This window comes from Streptomyces sp. NPDC048462 (assembly GCF_043200175.1).
In the GTDB taxonomy this organism is placed as follows: Bacteria; Actinomycetota; Actinomycetes; order Streptomycetales; family Streptomycetaceae; genus Streptomyces.
Window position 1 is genome coordinate 1 of sequence record NZ_JBICXG010000011.1, and the last position, 15,880, is coordinate 15,880.

Consider the following 15,880-nt stretch of genomic DNA (forward strand, 5'->3'; position numbering starts at 1 on the left):
CGGCCGCAACACCGACCACCGAACCCACAGAACCGCCGTCCACATCCAGATCAACGCATCGCCAAGCCCGCCAGACGACTAACCGAACGGCATTGCCCCTAGGGGGGCGCGGCTGTCACAGCCTGCTGAGCGAGGCCGCCGCGTACAGCACGTCGTGGATGGCCTCGCGGTCCCCGCGCTGACCGGCCGCCGTCTCCACAGGTGGCACATGGCCCGCCAGCAGCTCGCAGAACTCGGTGCCGTCCAGCGCGACCTGCGCCACCGCGTGGTCCGGGGAGCCGACCGCCGCCGGGGAGTCCAGCGCGATGTACCAGTCGCCGCCACCCAGGCCCTCGACCTCCAGATGGAGTGAGCGGCCCGGTGAACCGGCCGTCACCAGATGGCGGGCCGGACCGGCGAGCCCCGCGCGCCGCCGCCCGGCCAGGGCGGCCGGGAGCATCCGGGCCGCCAGGTCGATCATCCGGTTCAGATGGGGTGCGGAGGGCGTCTCGTACGGGTAGTCCACCGCCCTGGCGATGTCGCCGCCGTGCACCCAGCACTCGAAGGCGCGGTCCACCAGGGCGTCCTGCAACGGCAGCGCGAAGTCGCCGTAGGAGACGGAGAGGTCCGAGACATCGCGCCCGGCGAAGGACACGGTGCGGATGAGGGTGTGGCTCTGCTCGCGCCAGGGCTCACGGACGGCGCGGGTCGGTGGCCGCCTCGCCGAGGACCAGTACGTCTCGGTGCGCGCGGTGGGTGCGAGCACCGGTCCCGGTCCCCGGCGCGGGACGCCCGGGACGCTGTCGGCGAGCGGGTCGTCGAGGCCGAGGGCGGTGCTGACCAGCCCGTCGACGGTCATGAGGTGGCCGATCACCCCGGCGACCGTCGTCTTGCGGTTGACGCCGCGCTCGCCCTCGAACCACTTCAGCCGCACCGGTGCGTGCCACTCGGATGCGCCGATGTCGCGCAGCAGTGCGTCGAGGCGGGCGGTCTCCGCGTCGTAAGGGGCCGCCCAGGCAGGCACCGGGATCCGGGCCGGGCGGCGTTTCAGGCAGTTGTCCAGCACCCGGGACCTGAGCAGCGGATCGAGGTCCAGGCTGCCGTCGGTGTGCAGCAGCCCGACCGCGTCGCGCAGCCGCAGCGCCTCGTCCGCACAGGGCGCGCACTCCGTGAGGTGCTCCTCGACGGCCTCGGTCTCCTCGGTGGAGCAGGCGGAGAGCGCCCACGCGCCGAGGAGGGCCTTCAGCACGCGGTGCGGGAGGACCAGGGCCGGCGGGGGCTGCGGAGGCGTCGGAGGCGGCGGTGGGCTGTCTGCCCGGTTCGCTTCCGGTTCTGGTTCCGGTTCTCGTTCCGCTTCGGGCGGTACGGGTTCCGGCTCGGGTACGGGTGGCGTCACGTGGTCCATGTCGAAGTCGTCCGCCGCTGCCCGCGGACCCGGTATACGACGGGCGTCACGCACCTCGTCGTCCTGTCCGCCCCGATCGCGGCCCGCGCCGTCGAGCCCTTCCGCGTCGTCGGTCACAGCCGCCGCCCGTATCCGGGCGGCGAGGAGTCCTCGAGGGGACGGGTGTGGGCGGTGGAGAGCAGCTGGAGTCCGAGTCGCAGCCGGCGCCGGGCCTCGTCCTCGGTGACTCCGAGGTCGGCCGCGGTCTGCCGGTAGTCCCGGCGCTGGATGTACGCGAGCTCCAGCGCGGCCCGCAGTGGGGCGGGCATGGACGCGACGATGTAGTCGGCGCGGGCGGCGGCGGTGGCCCGGCGCACCCGTTCCTCCAGCTCGGCCGGGTCCGCGCGGGCCCCGCCGTGCTCCGCGTCCTCGCAGGTGCCCGGGGCGGCGGCGGTGCTGCGGAGCCGGCGCACGGACTGGTGGTGGGTGAGCCTGGCCACCCAGGACCGCATCGAGCCCTGCTTGGGGTCGTAGGCGTCGGGGTTCTCCCACACGTACCCGAAGACCTCGCGGGTCACCAGGTCCGCGGCGCTCTCGTCGTCGAGCATCCGGTGGGCCTGGCTGTGCACGAGCGAGGCGAACCGGTCGTAGAGCTCCCCGAGGGCGGCCGCCTCACCGCGTGCCAGCCGCTGCTGCATCTTGCGGTCCCAGCGGGGTGGTGCGTTATTAGCCATGAGACCCCCAGCCCTGTGCCCGTCGCCCTGTCCCCCTCGTCACATCGAATGTAGTCGGCTGTCCTGATCATGCACGCTCTTTGTGGCAAGTACGCCCGCGCGAACGCCCTGGATGGTAGGGAATGCGGCGCCCCGGGCGACGGAATCAGACCTGAAGTGATCATTTCTGCCTGAAACCCTTCTGGGCCTTCGTGGCCGAAGCGGTGTTTCATGGAGTGTGCCCCGGGGCAGCCGCGAGGAGGAACGCAAACTTCCGGATCGCGAATTCCCCGGAATCCCCGGAACGAGAGGCCCAGTCGCGTGACAAAGCCATCCCCTCCTGGAAACGACCTTGCGGCTGCCACGAACCACGCCGCCTGGCTCGCCCCGGAACGTTCCCGGAAGCCACTGAGAGTGGCCGGGAGCGAGCAGGGCGGGTGGACCGTGCTGCACATACGCGGCGAGCTCGACCTGGTGACCTCGCCCGCCGTCCGGCAGTCCGTCCACGACGCGGTGGCCGTCGGCCGGCACGACGTCGTGCTCGACCTCTCCGAGGTCTTCTTCTGCGACTCCAGCGGCGTGGGCGTCCTGATCGCCTCCCGCCGCCTGATGCGTTCCTGCGGGGGCCGGCTGCGGCTGGTCCTGCCCGCCCGGGGCGCGGAGGAGGGCTCCCACGTCAACCGGGTGCTCGCGGCGCTCGGCGTGCGTCGGCTGTTCGAGGTCTACCCCGACTCGGACTCGGCCGTCGTCGACGGGGCCCAGCCGCTCTCGGCCTGAAACCGTCTGTCGGGCGTCGCTGAGTACCGGCTTGTCACACCGCTGACGCCGGTAAGTGACACGTGAACGCCGTAGGCGTCGTACGCTCCCCGCATGGACAGCGCAGAGTATGAGCGCAAGATCGCATTCCGCTTCGCCGCCTTCGACCAGGACGGCAACGGATACATCGATCGCGCGGATTTCGATGCCGCCGCGGCCCGTCTGCTCACCGAGTTCGGCACGGCAGCCCGCTGCGACAAGGGCCAGGCGCTCTACAGCGGGGCCGAGGCGTTCTGGCAGGGCATGGCGGGCATCGCGGACGTGGACGGGGACCAGCGCGTCAGCCGTGCGGAGTTCGTGGGCGGCGCGGTGAAACGGCTCCGGGACAACCCCGAGCGGTTCGCGGAGATCGCCCGCCCCTTCCTGCGAGCGGCGCTCGCCGTGGCCGCCCAGGACGACGTGGGCGGCGCCGCGGTGCCCGCCGTGGAGCGGGCGCTACGGGTGCTGGGCGCGAGCCAGGAGGCGGCTGCCTTCGGCGCGCAGAGCCTGGACGCGGACCGGGACGGGCGGATCGCGGAGGCGGACGCGGTGGCGGCGTTCTCCGCGTACTTCACGGTGATCGAGCCCGACGCGTAGCCCTTGGGCGGGCGGCTTCGGGGTTTCCTGGGCTGGGCCCGGTCCTTGCGCTTGCCCCGGTCCGCGTGAACCTGAACAAGGTGATCGCGCACGGGCCGGACATGCTGAAGGTCGCCGGTTCCCTGGCCGCCAACCAGGTCCGCGCCTACGACCTGCTGCGCATGTTCGGCCGTGACGGCCGCCCCACCCCACTGGGCGCGGCGTTCGCCGAGTACGGGCGGATCGCCAAGACCGAGCACCTGCTGCGCGTGGTCGACCCGGTGGACGACACCTACCGCAGGCAGATGAACCGGCAGCTCACCGTGCAGGAGTCCCGCCACAAGCTGGCGAGGGACGTATGCCACGGCAAGCGCGGCACCATCCACCAGGCGTACCGCGACGGCATGGAGGACCAGCTCGGCGCGCTCGGCATGGTCCTCAACGCCATCGTGCTCTGGACGATGCAGTACATCGACGCCGCCGTCGCCCAGCTCTGCGCCGAGGGCCACGAACTCCGCGACGAGGACATCGCCCGCCGCTCGCCGCTCAAGCACGCGAACCTGAACCTGCTCGGCCGCTACAGCTTCACCGCCGGCGTCCCGGCCGCCGGCGCCCTGCACCCGCTGCGCGACCCTGACGCCCCTGGACTCGATGAGGATTGCATGGACGGTGCGGACTGAGCGTGTCGGGCACCGCCCCTGGCGCGCCTGCCTCCCCGGCCGGTTGCAGAACTCCGGCGACATCGGAGATTGCTGTCCCCGCGGCTGGGCACAACTGGGGTGCGGCGATGTATCAGGAATGCAAGGTGTGGTTCGCTTGGACCCGATCTCAACGGATGGAGTGACGGGCCAGGTGGCAGGGGGGAAGTTCGCGGCGGGACTGCGACCGGACGGGCTTCCGGCAGCGTTGTCGGACCCGGCACGGCTTGCGGCCGTGGCGGCGACCGGGCTGCTGGACACCGGCCCGGAAGAGGTATTCGAGGACCTTGCGACGCTGGCCGCGCGAGTTACCGGCTCGGGCCGGGCGTTCGTCACCCTCGTGGACGGGCAGCGCTCCTTCTGGAAGTCCTGCGTCGGAGTGGACATCACCGCCGTCGCCGACCGGCAGAACCCGGTGCGCGAGAGCTTCTGCTACTTCCTGGTCGGCCTGGATGGCGAGTCGTTCGTCGTCGAGGACGCCGCCACCGACCCCCGCACCCGCGACCACCCGTCGGTGAAGCCGATGAACATCGGCGCCTGGGCGGGCTTCCCGCTGCGCGCTCCCGGCGGCGAGGTGCTGGGCAGTTTCTGCGTCATCGACGACCAGGCCCGCACATGGTCGGCCTCCGACCTGACGACCGTGTCGACCCTGGCCCGCTCGGTGTCCGCGGAAATCCACCTGCGCCAGAGCCTTCAGGCGTCGCAGAAAGCCCACCGCCTCTCCGCCGACCTCGCCCACTCCCTCCAGCAGGGCCTGCTCCCCCCGGTTCTGCACCAGATCCCCGGCCTGGAGACCGCAGCCTCCTACCTGCCGGCCTCCACCAGCAGCCACCTCGACGTGGAGGTCGGCGGCGACTTCTACGACCTGTTCACCACTCGCGGCTCTTCCTTCGCCGCCGTCCTGGGCGACGTGTGCGGCAAGGGCGTCGAAGCGGCCAAGGTCACCGCGCTGGCCCGCTACACCGTGCGCGCCGACGCCAACTCGGCCTCCGCCCCGGCCGCCCTGCTGCAACGCCTGAACACCGCGATGCTCACCCAGCGCGCCCCGCGGTTCCTCACCGCCGTCTACACCGACTTCCGCCTCACCCCCACCGGACTGGCCGGCCGCCTCTCCCTCGCCGGACACCCGCCCGCCCTCATCCGCCGCGCTGACGGACGCCTCCAGGAACTCGGAACCCCCGGCACCCTCCTGGGGGTGCTGCCCACCGTCCGCCACACGGATGCGCGCTACCGACTGGCCCCCGGCGACCTGCTCCTGCTCTACACCGACGGCGCCTGCGAGGCCCGCCCGAGACCCGGCACACCACCCGAGAGCGCGGCCCCCGTCTTCGGCGAGGACGAACTCGCCGACGCCCTGCGCGCCACCCACGGCCTGAGCGCCGCCGACACCATCACCGCCCTCGGTGCGGCCCTGGCCGCCCGGCACGACGGATGGGCCAGCGACGACATCGCCCTGCTCGCCCTGCGCCTGCCTCCGCTCACCCGCGCATCTCCCGCGCAAGTGCCATCCTGAGCTCCTGGACGTCGCCGGGGTACCAGAGCAACACGATCTGCTGGTCCTGGGGGCTCCCTTCCCTGACCGCCGGGCCTACGTCCTAACCCTGCGCGGCTTCATCGGCACCCAGGACGAAGAAGAACTCACGGAAGCGTTTTCCCGTGCCACCGCCTCCGGCGATCCCGTCATCATCGACCTGGCCGCCCTCAACTTCGACGACGAAACCCTCTTGGGCCTACCTGTCGGCAAACGATTGTTTGACGACAGGCGGCCGACGCGTCCAATGAACCCGTGCAATCCGGAGGTTCACGGCGGCGCAAATCCAATCGGATCCGATGGGGCCGATCCTCCGTACGGAAGGGGCCCCTCGGTGGCGAACCTGGTCTACAAGCGGGTCTCGACCGACCAGCAGTCCACCGCCCGGCAGGATCTCGCCCTTTACGAGGCCGAGATCGAGGACCCGGTCGTCTTCGAGGAGGACCCGGGCACCTCCAGCGGCCTCCACCCGCTCCAGCGCCCGAAGTTCGGCGAGCTGCTCACCTAAGCGCGGCCGGGCGACACCGTGCACATCTCCGAGATGTTCCGCCTCGTCCGCGGCACCGGCCACATCCTCGACGTCCTCCACCGCGACCAGGTGGCGCTGCGCATCCACGACGGCGCGTTCTCCGCGTTGGACCTCAGACCGCCAACCCCGCACCGGCGAGCTGCTGTCCACCGTGAAGTTCATGGTGCAGACCCTCGCCGCCGCCGGCGAACTCCAGCGGGACCTCCAGCGCGAGCTGACGTACGACGGGCTGCGGGCCGCCGAGGCCAAGGGCAACAAGGGCGGGCGCCGCCCGGCCGTCAAGGCTGAGCTGGTCGACGCCGTACGTACTGCCTACCTGGAAGGCCGCTCCATCGCCGCGCTCGCCCGCGACCACCAGGTCAGCCGCGGCGCCGTCCGCACTGCCGTCGTCGACCTCCTGCCCGAGTACACCGCCGCCGACCCGGGCGCCCCGGCCCCGGAAGCGCCGGTCGTCCTCGACATGCCGGGCAAGGTCGCCGACTTCCTCCGCGCCGCCGAGCTGGAGCCCGCTGAGCGCGTCACCCTCGACCAGGGCGTAACCGTACGGCGCGGCCGGGGCTACACCCTGCGCGTCACTGCCGTACCAGCGGTCCACCGCCAACTCCTGGACCGCTGCCAGCCTCTCGACGGCACTGCGGCGGTCCCGGCCCAGCGCAAGGCCCGCCGCGAGTACGAGAACCGCGTCAACGCTCTCGCGCTGCCCGGACCATGATCGTTCTCACCGGTATCCGCTGTACCGATGGTTCCCGAGGCCGGTTTGCGAGAGATGGGCGTCACCGTACGGGCAATATGAGTTCGAGCGAGTGAACGGTGGCGCCGAATCGTTCACTTGGTGGTGGCGTGTGGCCATCGTGAGGTCAGCCCGGTGTCCGGGCGTAAGGGGAGTGGATCGTTGTGGATGTGGTGCGGGAGTCCGCTGGTGCGGGGCGGGTGGTGCTGTGGGAGGAGTCGGCCCGGGACGGCGCGCAGGCGAAGACGCTGATGACACCCGATTTCCGGGTGGCGCTGGCTCGTGAGACGGGTCGGGTCTTCGGTGCGGACGGTCCCCGGCACGTGGTGTTCGCCGCCGGGTTTCCCGCAGCGTGCGCCGAGGAGTTCGAGGCAGTACGCCAAGTCGCGGTGGAGGCGGAGGGCGCGGTGAGTGTCGCCGCGGTCTGCCGCGGGGCACGGCGGGATCTGGCGCAGGCGGTGGCGTCCGTGCGGGGCAGCCGTCATGCCCGGGTGATGGTGGTGGTGCCCGCCTCGGAGGCGATGGCGCAGGTGATGGTCCACCGCACCGCCCCAGAAGCTCTTCAGGCCGGGGTCGATCTGGTGAAGGAAGCCCGTGACCTGGACGAGGAGGTGGCGGTGGATGTGTGTCTGGCGGACGCTTCCCGTGCCGATCACGCCCTGATGGCCCACTACGCGCAGACCATGACCGGGGCGGGCGCGGGGCTGGTCGTCCTGGCGGACACGGTCGGCGCCCAGCTCCCGGCCGCCTGCGGGGAGATGTTCCACGGCGTGCGGGCACAGGCCGGCAGTGAGGTGGTGCTGGCCTCCCATCTGCACAACGATCTCGGGCTGGGGCTGGCCAACACCCTGCAAGCACTGAGCGCGGGGGTGCGGGTGCTGTCCTCCTCGTGGCTGGGCATCGCCGAGCGGGCCGGCATGGTCGCCACCGAGCAGCTGCTGTTCCTGCTCGCCCGGCACGCGGACGATCTGCTGGGGGCAGATGCGGTGCCGTGGTGGACGCCGCCGGATCTGACGCGGCTGCCGGTCATCGCGCGGATGGTGGGCGAGGAGACGGGTGTCGCGCTGAGCGTCACCACGCCGATTGTCGGGACCGGGGTGGGTTCCATCTCCACCGGCACACCGTTCGTCCACCCACAACTCTTCCAGCCCTACGACCCCCAGGAGGTGCTGGGTGTCGCCCCCCGTGTGGTCCTGACCCATCTGGCCAGTGCCCGGGTCGTCACCTCGGTCGCCACGGGCCTGGGCCACACGCTGGACCGTGAGCAGACCCGCGCGGCGATGGCCTGGGTCAAAGAGCGCGCCTACCGCACCGGCCAGGCCGTGGTCGAGGACACGGTCTTCGCCGACTACCTCGACGGACTCACCCACCGCCCCGCCGGGACCACGTCATGAACTCCGACGCCAACACGCCGCGGGACGCAGCAGACATGGACGACATCCGCCGCGCCCTGCGCGAGGGCGCGGCCGTGGTGCTGCCGAACCCCCCGCCGCTGACCCACGTCGTCACCGCCACCCGGCCACACACCGTGAACCAGGCCAAGGCAAGACCCGCCGCTCAACCGGTCGCCCTGTGGGCCCACCACCCAGACACCCTCCGCACCGTCACCGCCCACGCCGGGCTCGACCCTGCGGGCACGGCCCTGGCCGGCCGGCTGCTCGCCGAGGAACACCTCACCCTGCTGCTGCCACTCCGCACGGACACCCGCTTGCCGGCGTGGCTCGCGCCCGCCTGCAAGGACGGCTGGGTACTGCTCTTCGGCGCCCGATGGCACCCGCTCGAACCGCTCCTGGACGAACACCCGGTGCTGTACGTGAGCAGCGCCAACCGCACCGGCCACCAGCCCGCCACCACCCCCGCCGAAGCACTGGCCATGTTCCCCGCCACCGTCCCCGTCCTGCACCTGCCACACCCGGGCGACGATCCGGCGGACGGTGCGACCAGGCGGGCAACGACCACCGTGACCCTGCACCCCGACGGCAACCTGACACTGCACCGCCACGGCGCCCAGGACCAGCCCTACCCGCACCCGGACAACTACCTCGCTCACCTGCGCAAGCGGTACACGCCTTCGTTCACCTGAAGCAGACCACCGGCCCCGGCTCCTTGCCCCGCGCAATGGCAGACCACCGGCCCCGGCTCCTTGCCCCGCGCAATGGCCGGCCGCCGGGGGCCGGCCATTGCGCTGGCTGCCCCCGTGCCGGGCTATGGCCGGGCCGTGAGGCCGTTCTACGGCTCCAGTTCGAGGCAGAGCCCCACCTGATGCCCGCCCGCCCGGTTCATGAGGGGAACCGTCGCGGCCTCGCCGACGGGGGCGACTGCGGTGGCGGAGCCGGTCACCGCGGCGTAGGCGCGGGCAAGCGTCTCCAGGGCCGGGGCCGCCTGCCCCGTGCGCTGGGCGGTGAGAGCCCGAGCCTCGTTGGCGATGGCCTTCAGCAGGGCCTCGCGCGCGTCCGCGGCGGCCGGAACCTCCCGGACGGAGATCACGTTCGGGATCTGCGGTACGTCAGCGTCGGCCGGGCCCTGAGCGGGCTCTGTTGCTGCATCGGACATGGTTTTCTCCTGGCTCATGCCGTCATGGTTGGTTGATGGACGCCCGTTGTGGCACGTAGCCGACAAGAGGCTGTCCTGTTGCTGCCCGCGGCCAGAAGCTCCGCCGACACGACCGGACCATAACCAGACCCGACTTCCGCCCGACGATCTTTCCGAGAACCCCAGCGGCGCCCCAGCCTGTCCGCTAGACGGCCATGATCCTTCTCAGCGCCAACGGCTGTACCGATGTTCCCCGAGGCCGCTCTCGGCCCGTCCGGCGACCGAGGACGGAACCGGCTGGCCCGGGGGTCAGGGCGGTCACGCGAACCGCTCTCGCAGCTGGTACTTCAGGACCTTGTGGAGGGTCTCGTTGCGGGGGAGGGCGTCCACCAGTTCCAGTTGTTCGGGGAGCTTGTGGACGGACAGGCCCTCGCCGCGCAGGTAGGCGGTCAGCTCGGGGAGGGTGAGGGGGACGGCGCCCGGCGGTTGTTCGAGGACCGCGCAGACGCGTTCGCCGCGCTCCTCGTCCGGGAGGCCGATCACCGCCGCGTCGCCGACGCCGGGGTGGCGGGCCAGGAGGTCCTCTATCTCCTTCGCCGAGATGTTCTCGCCCTTGCGGATGATGATGTCCTTCAGCCGGCCGGTGAGGACGAGGTGGCCGCTCGGCCGGAGGTGGCCGACGTCGCCCGTGATCAGGAAACCCTCGGCGTCGAACGGGTCCGCGGCGGCCAGGTAGCCCTTGCAGACGGCCTCGCCCCGTAGCCGTACCTCGCCGTCCGTGCCGTACGGCAGCGGCTTGCCGTCCTCGTCGGTGATCCGGATCTCCATGCCCTCGGGCGGCCGCCCCTCCGTCCCGGCCAGGTTCTCCACCGTGTCGTCCGGGGCGCCCATCGTGATCATGGGGACCTCGGTCATGCCGTAGCCGTGGGTGAGCTGGACGCCCATCTCGCGGACCACCGCGTGGTAGACCTGCGGCGGTTTCGGGGCGCCGCCGCCCGCCAGCAGGCGGAGGGTGGGGATGAGGGGGGCGGCCGGGTCCTTGCGCTGCTCGGTCAGGAACATCGAGTAGAACGCGGTGGAGCCGCCCGCGACCGTCACCCCGTGCCGCCGGTACCCGGCGAGCGCGTCCGGCATCGCGAAGTGCTCGAACAGCACCGCGGGGAAGCCGTACAGCAGCAGCATCACCGAGTAGTCCGGGCCCGCGACGTGGGCGAACGGGAAGGCCATCGAGCCGACGTCCGCCGCCGACAGCCGCAGCGCGTGGGCCAGGCAGGAGCCGGCCGCGATCAGGCTGAGGTCGGTGTGCAGGACGCCCTTCGGGTCGGAGGTGGTGCCCGAGGTCCAGTAGATCCAGCGCACCGAGGTGCCCTCGGCGGGCGGTGCGGGCAGGACCGCCGGATCGCCGTCCGGGAGGGTCTCGTACGCCTCGAACACCCTCGGCGGGCGGTCGGGGCCGATGGCCAGGCGGGCCGCCATCGCGACATGGTCGAAGCCGCGCCAGGTGCCGGGCACGAAGAAGAACCCGGCCTTCGACTCGCGCAGCGCGAAGCCGATCTCGCGGTCGCGGTAGAACGGGATGAGCGGGGTCTGCACCGCCCCGAGCCGGGCCAGCGCGAAGGAGAGCAGCGCCGTCTCCAGCCGGGTCGGCAGCTGCCAGGCGACCACGGTCCCGGGGCGTACGCCCAGGTCGTACAGGCCCGCCGCCACCCGCTCGGCACGGGTCCGCAGTTCGCCGAAGGTGAGCGTGCGGTCGTCCTGGATCAGGAAGGGCAGATCCGGGGTCAGGGCGGCCCGGCGTTCGATGAGCTCCCAGAAGGTCCCCGATGTTCCCAGGGCATGTGCGGTCTCGTTCACGGCGAACCCCTCACAGCTGACGGGTAGTCAGATCGTGCGGAGAGCGTAGAGCGCTGCGCCTTGTCGGTCCAGGGGTGCGGGGCTAGCCTGAGGGCGACGTCAATCTGACGGGTCATCAGAAACGTGTGCGCCGAAGGGGACACCATGACGGAACTGCCTCGGATCGTCAGCGTCGACGACCATGTGATCGAGCCGCCGCACCTGTTCTCGACCTGGCTGCCGGCCAAGTACCGGGAGCGCGGTCCGCAGGCGCTGACCGCGGGCATCGGTGAGCTGGCGTACACCGGTGGCAAGTACGTCATCACGATGGACCCGGACGGCCCGCCCACCGACTGGTGGATCTACGAGGACCTCAAGTTCCCGTACAAGCGCAACATCGCCGCCGTCGGGTTCGACCGCGACGACATGACGCTGGAGGGGATCACCCGCGCGGAGATGCGGCGCGGCTGCTGGGACCCGGTCGAGCGGCTGAAGGACATGGACCTCAACCACGTCGAGGCGAGCCTCTGCTTCCCCACCTTCCCGCGCTTTTGCGGGCAGACCTTCGCGGAGGCGCACGACAAGGAGGTCGCGCTCGCGTGCGTGCGCGCCTACAACGACTGGATGGTCGAGGAGTGGTGCGGCGACAGCGGCGGCCGGCTGATCCCGCTCTGCATCATCCCGCTCTGGGACATCGGCCTGGCGGTCGCGGAGATCCGGCGCAACGCGGCGCGCGGGGTGCGGGCGGTCACCTTCTCGGAGATCCCGACCCATCTCGGGCTGCCGTCCATCCACTCCGGCTACTGGGACCCGTTCTTCGCCGTCTGCCAGGAGACCGGCACGGTCGTGAACATGCACATCGGGTCCAGCTCGCAGATGCCCGCCGCCTCGCCGGACGCCCCGCCCGCCGTCCAGGCCTCGCTCTCCTTCAACAACGCCATGGCCTCGATGATGGACTTCCTCTTCAGCGGCGTCCTGGTGAAGTTCCCGCAGCTCAAGCTCGCCTACAGCGAGGGCCAGATGGGCTGGATCCCGTACGCGCTGGAGCGCGCCGACGACGTCTGGGAGGAGCACCGGGCCTGGGGCGGGGTGCGCGATCTGATCCCCGAGCCGCCGTCCACGTACTACTACCGGCAGATGTTCTGCTGCTTCTTCCGCGACAAGCACGGGGTCGCCTCGCTCGATGTGGTCGGGCGTGACAACGCGACGTTCGAGACCGACTACCCGCACGTCGACTCGACCTTCCCGCACACCAAGGAGGTCGCACTCGACCACGTCAAGGGACTGGACGACGAGACCGTCTACAAACTGATGCGCGGGAACGCGATCCGGATGCTCGGCCTGGATCTCGACAAGTAGGCGCGCGCGTCATGGACCTCTCGTACACGGAGGAAGAGGAAGCCTTCCGGGCGCGGCTGCGGGAGTGGCTGGGCTCGGTGCTCCCCGGGCTGCCCCCGAAGCCGGATCCCGGCGACTGGCCGGGGCGCCGGTCGTACGACACCCACTGGCAGCGGCTGCTGTACGACGCCGGCTACGCGGGCCTGCACTGGCCCGCCGACGCGGGCGGCCGGGGCGCCACCCCCACCCAGCACCTGATCTTCCTGGAGGAGACGGAGCGGGCCGGGGCGCCCTACGTCGGGGCCAACTTCGTCGGGCTGCTGCACGCCGGGCCCACCATCGCCGCCGAGGGCACCGCCGAGCAGCGGGTCCGCTGGCTGCCGCCGGTGCTGCGCGGCGACGAGATCTGGTGCCAGGGCTTCAGCGAGCCGGAGGCGGGCTCCGACCTGGCCTCGCTGCGGACCCGTGCGGTGCGCGACGGCGACGACTACGTGGTGAGCGGCAGCAAGATCTGGACCTCGCACGCCGAGGTCGCCGACTGGTGCGAACTGCTGGTGCGCACGGACCCGGCCGCGCCCAAGCACCGCGGGATCAGCTGGCTGGCGATGCGGATGGACGCCCCCGGCGTCACCGTCCGGCCGCTGCGCACGCTCGCCGGTTCGACGGAGTTCGCGGAGATGTTCCTCGACGAGGTCCGGGTGCCCGTCCCGCACCGGGTCGGCGAGGAGAACGACGGCTGGCGGGTCACCATGGTCACGCTGTCCTTCGAGCGCGGTACGGCCTTCGTCGGCGAGGTCGTCGCCTGCCGCCGCACCCTGGACGCCCTGGCGGCCGAGGCGCGGCGCAGCGGGCGGTGGGACGACGCGGTGCTGCGCCGGCGGCTGGGCAGGCTGAACGCCGAGTTCCGGGCGCTGTGGCGGCTCACCCAGTGGAACGTCAGTGAGGCGCAGGCCAGTGGGGGAGTCCCCGGGGCCGGCGGCTCGGTCTTCAAGCTGCGCTACTCGCACGCCCGCCAGGAGCTGTACGAGGCGGCGGCCGAGGTGCTCGGGGCGGGGGACGCCCTCGACCTGGACCGGGAGTGGGTGCTGGACCGGCTCTCCTCGCTCTCGTACACGATCGCGGCCGGTACCTCGCAGATCCAGGCGAACATCGTCGCCGAGCGCATTCTCGGCCTGCCGAAGGGGCGGTGAGCGGAGCGTGGACTTCCAGCTCTCGGACGACCAGCGGGCTCTCCGGGCGGGGATACGGGAGCTGCTCGCGGGCCGGTTCGACAGGGACCGGATGCGGGCGGCGCACGACGGCGGCGGGGGAGTGGACCGCGCGCTGTGGCGGGAGCTCGGCGCGGCCGGGTTGTTCGCGCTGCGGCTGCCGGAGACGGCGGGCGGCGTCGGACTCGGCCTGCCCGAATCCGTACTCCTGTTCGAGGAGATGGGTCGGGCGCTGCTGCCCGGACCGCTGGCCGCCACCCAGCTCGCCGCAGGCGCGGTGAAGGGGGCGGCGGAGGGCGATGCGGTGGTGGCCCTGGCGGAGGCCGGGCGGCCGGTGGGGCACCTGGGCGGGGCCGATGCGCTGCTGGTCCTGGACGGGGAGGCGGGCGGCGGCCGGGTGCTGAGCGGCGGGGCGCTGCGGCGGGTCGTACGGGAGGCCGGCCCCGTCCGGTCGCTGGACCCGGGCACCCCCCTGTGGCGGGTGCCCGATCTGGCCGGGTACGAGGGCGAGCCGCTGCCGGACGGGGCGCGGCCGCGTCACGAGGGCGCCCTGCTGACCGCCGCAGAGCAGCTCGGCAGTGCCGGCCGCAGCCTGGAGGCGGCGGTTCAACACGCCGGTGAACGTGAACAGTTCGCGGCGCCCATCGGGTCCTTCCAGGCGGTCAAGCATCTGTGCGCCGGAATGCTGGTGCGCGCCGAGACGGCCCGCAGCGCGGTCTACGCGGCCGCCGTGACCGGGGACCCCGTGGAGATCGCCGGGGCCAAGCTGCTGGCCGACGAGGCGGCCGTCGGCAACGCCCGTGACTGCCTCCAGGTGCACGGCGGCATGGGCTTCACCTGGGAGGCGGATGTCCACCTGCACCTCAAGCGGGCCTGGCTGCGGGCCGGGCAGTGGCTCACGGCGGCGGGCGCGGAGGAGGTGCTGGCCGCCGATCTGGGCTGACCCGGGGCTCCCGGGGGTCCGCTGCGTGCGTGTGACGCTACGGACCCCTGAGGTTCACGCTGCGGAGTGACGCAGCGCAGTCGGTATGCACCGATACCGGCTTGTGTCCTTTGCGTGATTCGTCACGGGGTGGAGTCGGCGCCGGGCTCGGGTACGCTCCGTTGGATGCGAGTGGTTCTGGAACCTGGCGATCCGGATGTGGCCTGTGCGGCTGCTCCGGTCCGCGAGAGGTGCCCTGCTCGTGATCCACGCAGAGGGGCCGGGCCTGCCGGGGAAACGTTTCCCGGGGTTTTCGTGGCCGCCGGGCGCCTCTGTTCGACTCTCCGCAGCGTGCGTCGCACAGTATGCACCACGCGTACTCCTTCGCGCTGGAATATGCCCGAAGCGCTTGTTGCGGTGACTGTACGTCAACCATGCTGTCTCGTAAGGGAATCACGTTCCGTGACCCTGAGGAGGCGCGAGGCGATGTGTCCGCCGGTTCGGATGGTGTGAGCGGTGCAGGTGCTTCAGGTTCAGTTGGAGGTCGGGGCCGACCCCGCAGAGGTCGGGCGGGCCCGCAGATGGGCGCGCTCGCGGCTGGTCGGGTCCGGGATAAGAGACGACGAGCCGCTGGCCGAGACGCTCATCCTGCTGATCTCGGAACTCGTCACCAACGCGGTGGTGCACACCGGCTGTCCGGCCGTGCTGCGCATGCTGTTCGGCTCGACGGGGGCACCGGGCAACGCCGGGACCGTGCGGGTCGAGGTGGCCGACACCAGCTGCCGCCCGCCGCAGCAGCGGCACGCGGAGGGCGAGGACACCGGCGGCCGGGGCCTTGAGCTGGTCGACGGCCTGGCCGACCGCTGGGGCTGGCAGCCGGAGGGCGCCGGCAAGCGCATCTGGTGCGAGGTGGACCGGGGTATCCCGGTGATCCAGGTCCAGATGCAGCCCTGCGCCCACGGGGCCGGTGCGCACGGCGCCGGGCAGTGCGGCGGCCCCGGTGGCTGCGATGCTGTGGGGCGCGAGGCGGGCGCCGTGTACGAGCCGTCGCACGCGGTCACCCATCGCGCGTAGGTTCGGCAGCCGGTCTCCGGGTCTGTGGGCGCGGGATG

15 protein-coding genes and 1 pseudogene are annotated in these 15,880 nt (G+C 71.9%); 12 read left to right on the forward strand and 4 right to left on the reverse strand.

Translation table 11 applies throughout. The annotated features are described in order from the left end of the window. Positions 1–115: 115 nt before the first annotated feature. Both ACGFU6_RS19430 and ACGFU6_RS19435 read right to left on the reverse strand, forming a co-directional pair. Positions 116–1,384, reverse strand: coding sequence for a zf-HC2 domain-containing protein (locus tag ACGFU6_RS19430; RefSeq protein ID WP_393612635.1), 1,269 nt, complete (start codon positions 1,382–1,384; stop codon positions 116–118). 113 nt (positions 1,385–1,497) lie between these two features. Then, positions 1,498–2,097, reverse strand: a complete 600-nt coding sequence (locus ACGFU6_RS19435; protein WP_393612294.1) for an RNA polymerase sigma factor — start codon at positions 2,095–2,097, stop codon at positions 1,498–1,500. 387 nt (positions 2,098–2,484) lie between these two features. Between ACGFU6_RS19435 and ACGFU6_RS19440 the strand changes: the two genes are divergently transcribed. From ACGFU6_RS19440 to ACGFU6_RS19475, 8 genes and pseudogenes are all read left to right on the forward strand, one after another. After that, on the forward strand, positions 2,485–2,853 hold the full coding sequence (locus ACGFU6_RS19440; RefSeq protein WP_393612637.1) for an STAS domain-containing protein: 369 nt from the start codon (positions 2,485–2,487) through the stop codon (positions 2,851–2,853). A gap of 93 nt (positions 2,854–2,946) precedes the next feature. Next, on the forward strand, positions 2,947–3,468 hold the full coding sequence (locus ACGFU6_RS19445) for an EF-hand domain-containing protein (RefSeq protein WP_393612296.1): 522 nt from the start codon (positions 2,947–2,949) through the stop codon (positions 3,466–3,468). Between the two features lie 50 nt (positions 3,469–3,518). Beyond that, positions 3,519–4,127: pseudogene (locus ACGFU6_RS19450) on the forward strand (Tn3 family transposase); the annotation flags it as partial. A 172-nt stretch (positions 4,128–4,299) separates the two neighbouring features. Next, entirely contained in the window at positions 4,300–5,658 is a 1,359-nt protein-coding gene (locus tag ACGFU6_RS19455; RefSeq protein WP_393612298.1) for a PP2C family protein-serine/threonine phosphatase, read from the forward strand. 352 nt (positions 5,659–6,010) lie between these two features. Next, complete coding sequence (locus ACGFU6_RS19460) at positions 6,011–6,184, forward strand: hypothetical protein (RefSeq protein ID WP_393612300.1); 174 nt, start codon at positions 6,011–6,013, stop codon at positions 6,182–6,184. Positions 6,185–6,365: 181 nt separating this feature from the next. Further along, positions 6,366–6,917, forward strand: coding sequence for a resolvase (locus ACGFU6_RS19465; RefSeq protein ID WP_393612302.1), 552 nt, complete (start codon positions 6,366–6,368; stop codon positions 6,915–6,917). 182 nt (positions 6,918–7,099) lie between these two features. Further along, positions 7,100–8,329, forward strand: coding sequence for a 2-isopropylmalate synthase (locus ACGFU6_RS19470; RefSeq protein WP_393612304.1), 1,230 nt, complete (start codon positions 7,100–7,102; stop codon positions 8,327–8,329). Next, positions 8,326–9,018, forward strand: a complete 693-nt coding sequence (locus ACGFU6_RS19475; RefSeq protein ID WP_393612305.1) for a Sua5/YciO/YrdC/YwlC family protein — start codon at positions 8,326–8,328, stop codon at positions 9,016–9,018. The genes ACGFU6_RS19470 and ACGFU6_RS19475 overlap by 4 nt, the downstream gene beginning before the upstream one ends. Positions 9,019–9,164: 146 nt before the next feature. On the opposite strand, the gene ACGFU6_RS19480 is transcribed toward ACGFU6_RS19475, so the two are convergent. Both ACGFU6_RS19480 and ACGFU6_RS19485 read right to left on the reverse strand, forming a co-directional pair. Then, positions 9,165–9,488 carry a hypothetical protein gene (locus ACGFU6_RS19480; protein WP_393612307.1) on the reverse strand — a complete coding sequence of 108 codons (324 nt, stop codon included), beginning with the start codon at positions 9,486–9,488 and terminating at the stop codon, positions 9,165–9,167. 297 nt (positions 9,489–9,785) lie between these two features. Beyond that, a complete protein-coding gene (locus ACGFU6_RS19485; RefSeq protein ID WP_393612309.1) occupies positions 9,786–11,321 on the reverse strand; it encodes a class I adenylate-forming enzyme family protein in 1,536 nt (511 codons plus the stop codon). A gap of 144 nt (positions 11,322–11,465) precedes the next feature. On the opposite strand from ACGFU6_RS19485, the gene ACGFU6_RS19490 reads away from it, so the two are divergent. The 4 genes from ACGFU6_RS19490 (at position 11,466) to ACGFU6_RS19505 (ending at position 15,842) form a co-directional block, all read left to right on the forward strand. Further along, on the forward strand, positions 11,466–12,659 hold the full coding sequence (locus ACGFU6_RS19490; protein ID WP_393612310.1) for an amidohydrolase family protein: 1,194 nt from the start codon (positions 11,466–11,468) through the stop codon (positions 12,657–12,659). Positions 12,660–12,670: 11 nt separating this feature from the next. Further along, the gene (locus ACGFU6_RS19495) at positions 12,671–13,828 is read left to right on the forward strand and encodes an acyl-CoA dehydrogenase (RefSeq protein WP_393612312.1); all 1,158 of its coding nucleotides are present in this window, start codon (positions 12,671–12,673) and stop codon (positions 13,826–13,828) included. A 7-nt stretch (positions 13,829–13,835) separates the two neighbouring features. After that, positions 13,836–14,789, forward strand: coding sequence for an acyl-CoA dehydrogenase family protein (locus tag ACGFU6_RS19500; protein WP_393612314.1), 954 nt, complete (start codon positions 13,836–13,838; stop codon positions 14,787–14,789). Between the two features lie 495 nt (positions 14,790–15,284). Further along, positions 15,285–15,842, forward strand: a complete 558-nt coding sequence (locus ACGFU6_RS19505) for an ATP-binding protein (protein WP_393612316.1) — start codon at positions 15,285–15,287, stop codon at positions 15,840–15,842. The last annotated feature ends 38 nt before the right edge of the window (positions 15,843–15,880 follow it).

Excerpts from the sequence above, each read along its gene's own strand:
- ACGFU6_RS19435 (WP_393612294.1), bottom strand. The coding sequence starts at position 2,097 with ATGGCTAATAACGCACCACCCCGCTGGGACCGCAAGATGCAGCAGCGG.
- ACGFU6_RS19445 (WP_393612296.1), top strand. The coding sequence starts at position 2,947 with ATGGACAGCGCAGAGTATGAGCGCAAGATCGCATTCCGCTTCGCCGCC.
- ACGFU6_RS19475 (WP_393612305.1), top strand. The coding sequence starts at position 8,326 with ATGAACTCCGACGCCAACACGCCGCGGGACGCAGCAGACATGGACGAC.
- ACGFU6_RS19495 (WP_393612312.1), top strand. The coding sequence starts at position 12,671 with ATGGACCTCTCGTACACGGAGGAAGAGGAAGCCTTCCGGGCGCGGCTG.
- ACGFU6_RS19430 (WP_393612635.1), bottom strand. The coding sequence starts at position 1,384 with ATGGACCACGTGACGCCACCCGTACCCGAGCCGGAACCCGTACCGCCC.
- ACGFU6_RS19465 (WP_393612302.1), top strand. The coding sequence starts at position 6,366 with ATGGTGCAGACCCTCGCCGCCGCCGGCGAACTCCAGCGGGACCTCCAG.
- ACGFU6_RS19480 (WP_393612307.1), bottom strand. The coding sequence starts at position 9,488 with ATGTCCGATGCAGCAACAGAGCCCGCTCAGGGCCCGGCCGACGCTGAC.
- ACGFU6_RS19490 (WP_393612310.1), top strand. The coding sequence starts at position 11,466 with ATGACGGAACTGCCTCGGATCGTCAGCGTCGACGACCATGTGATCGAG.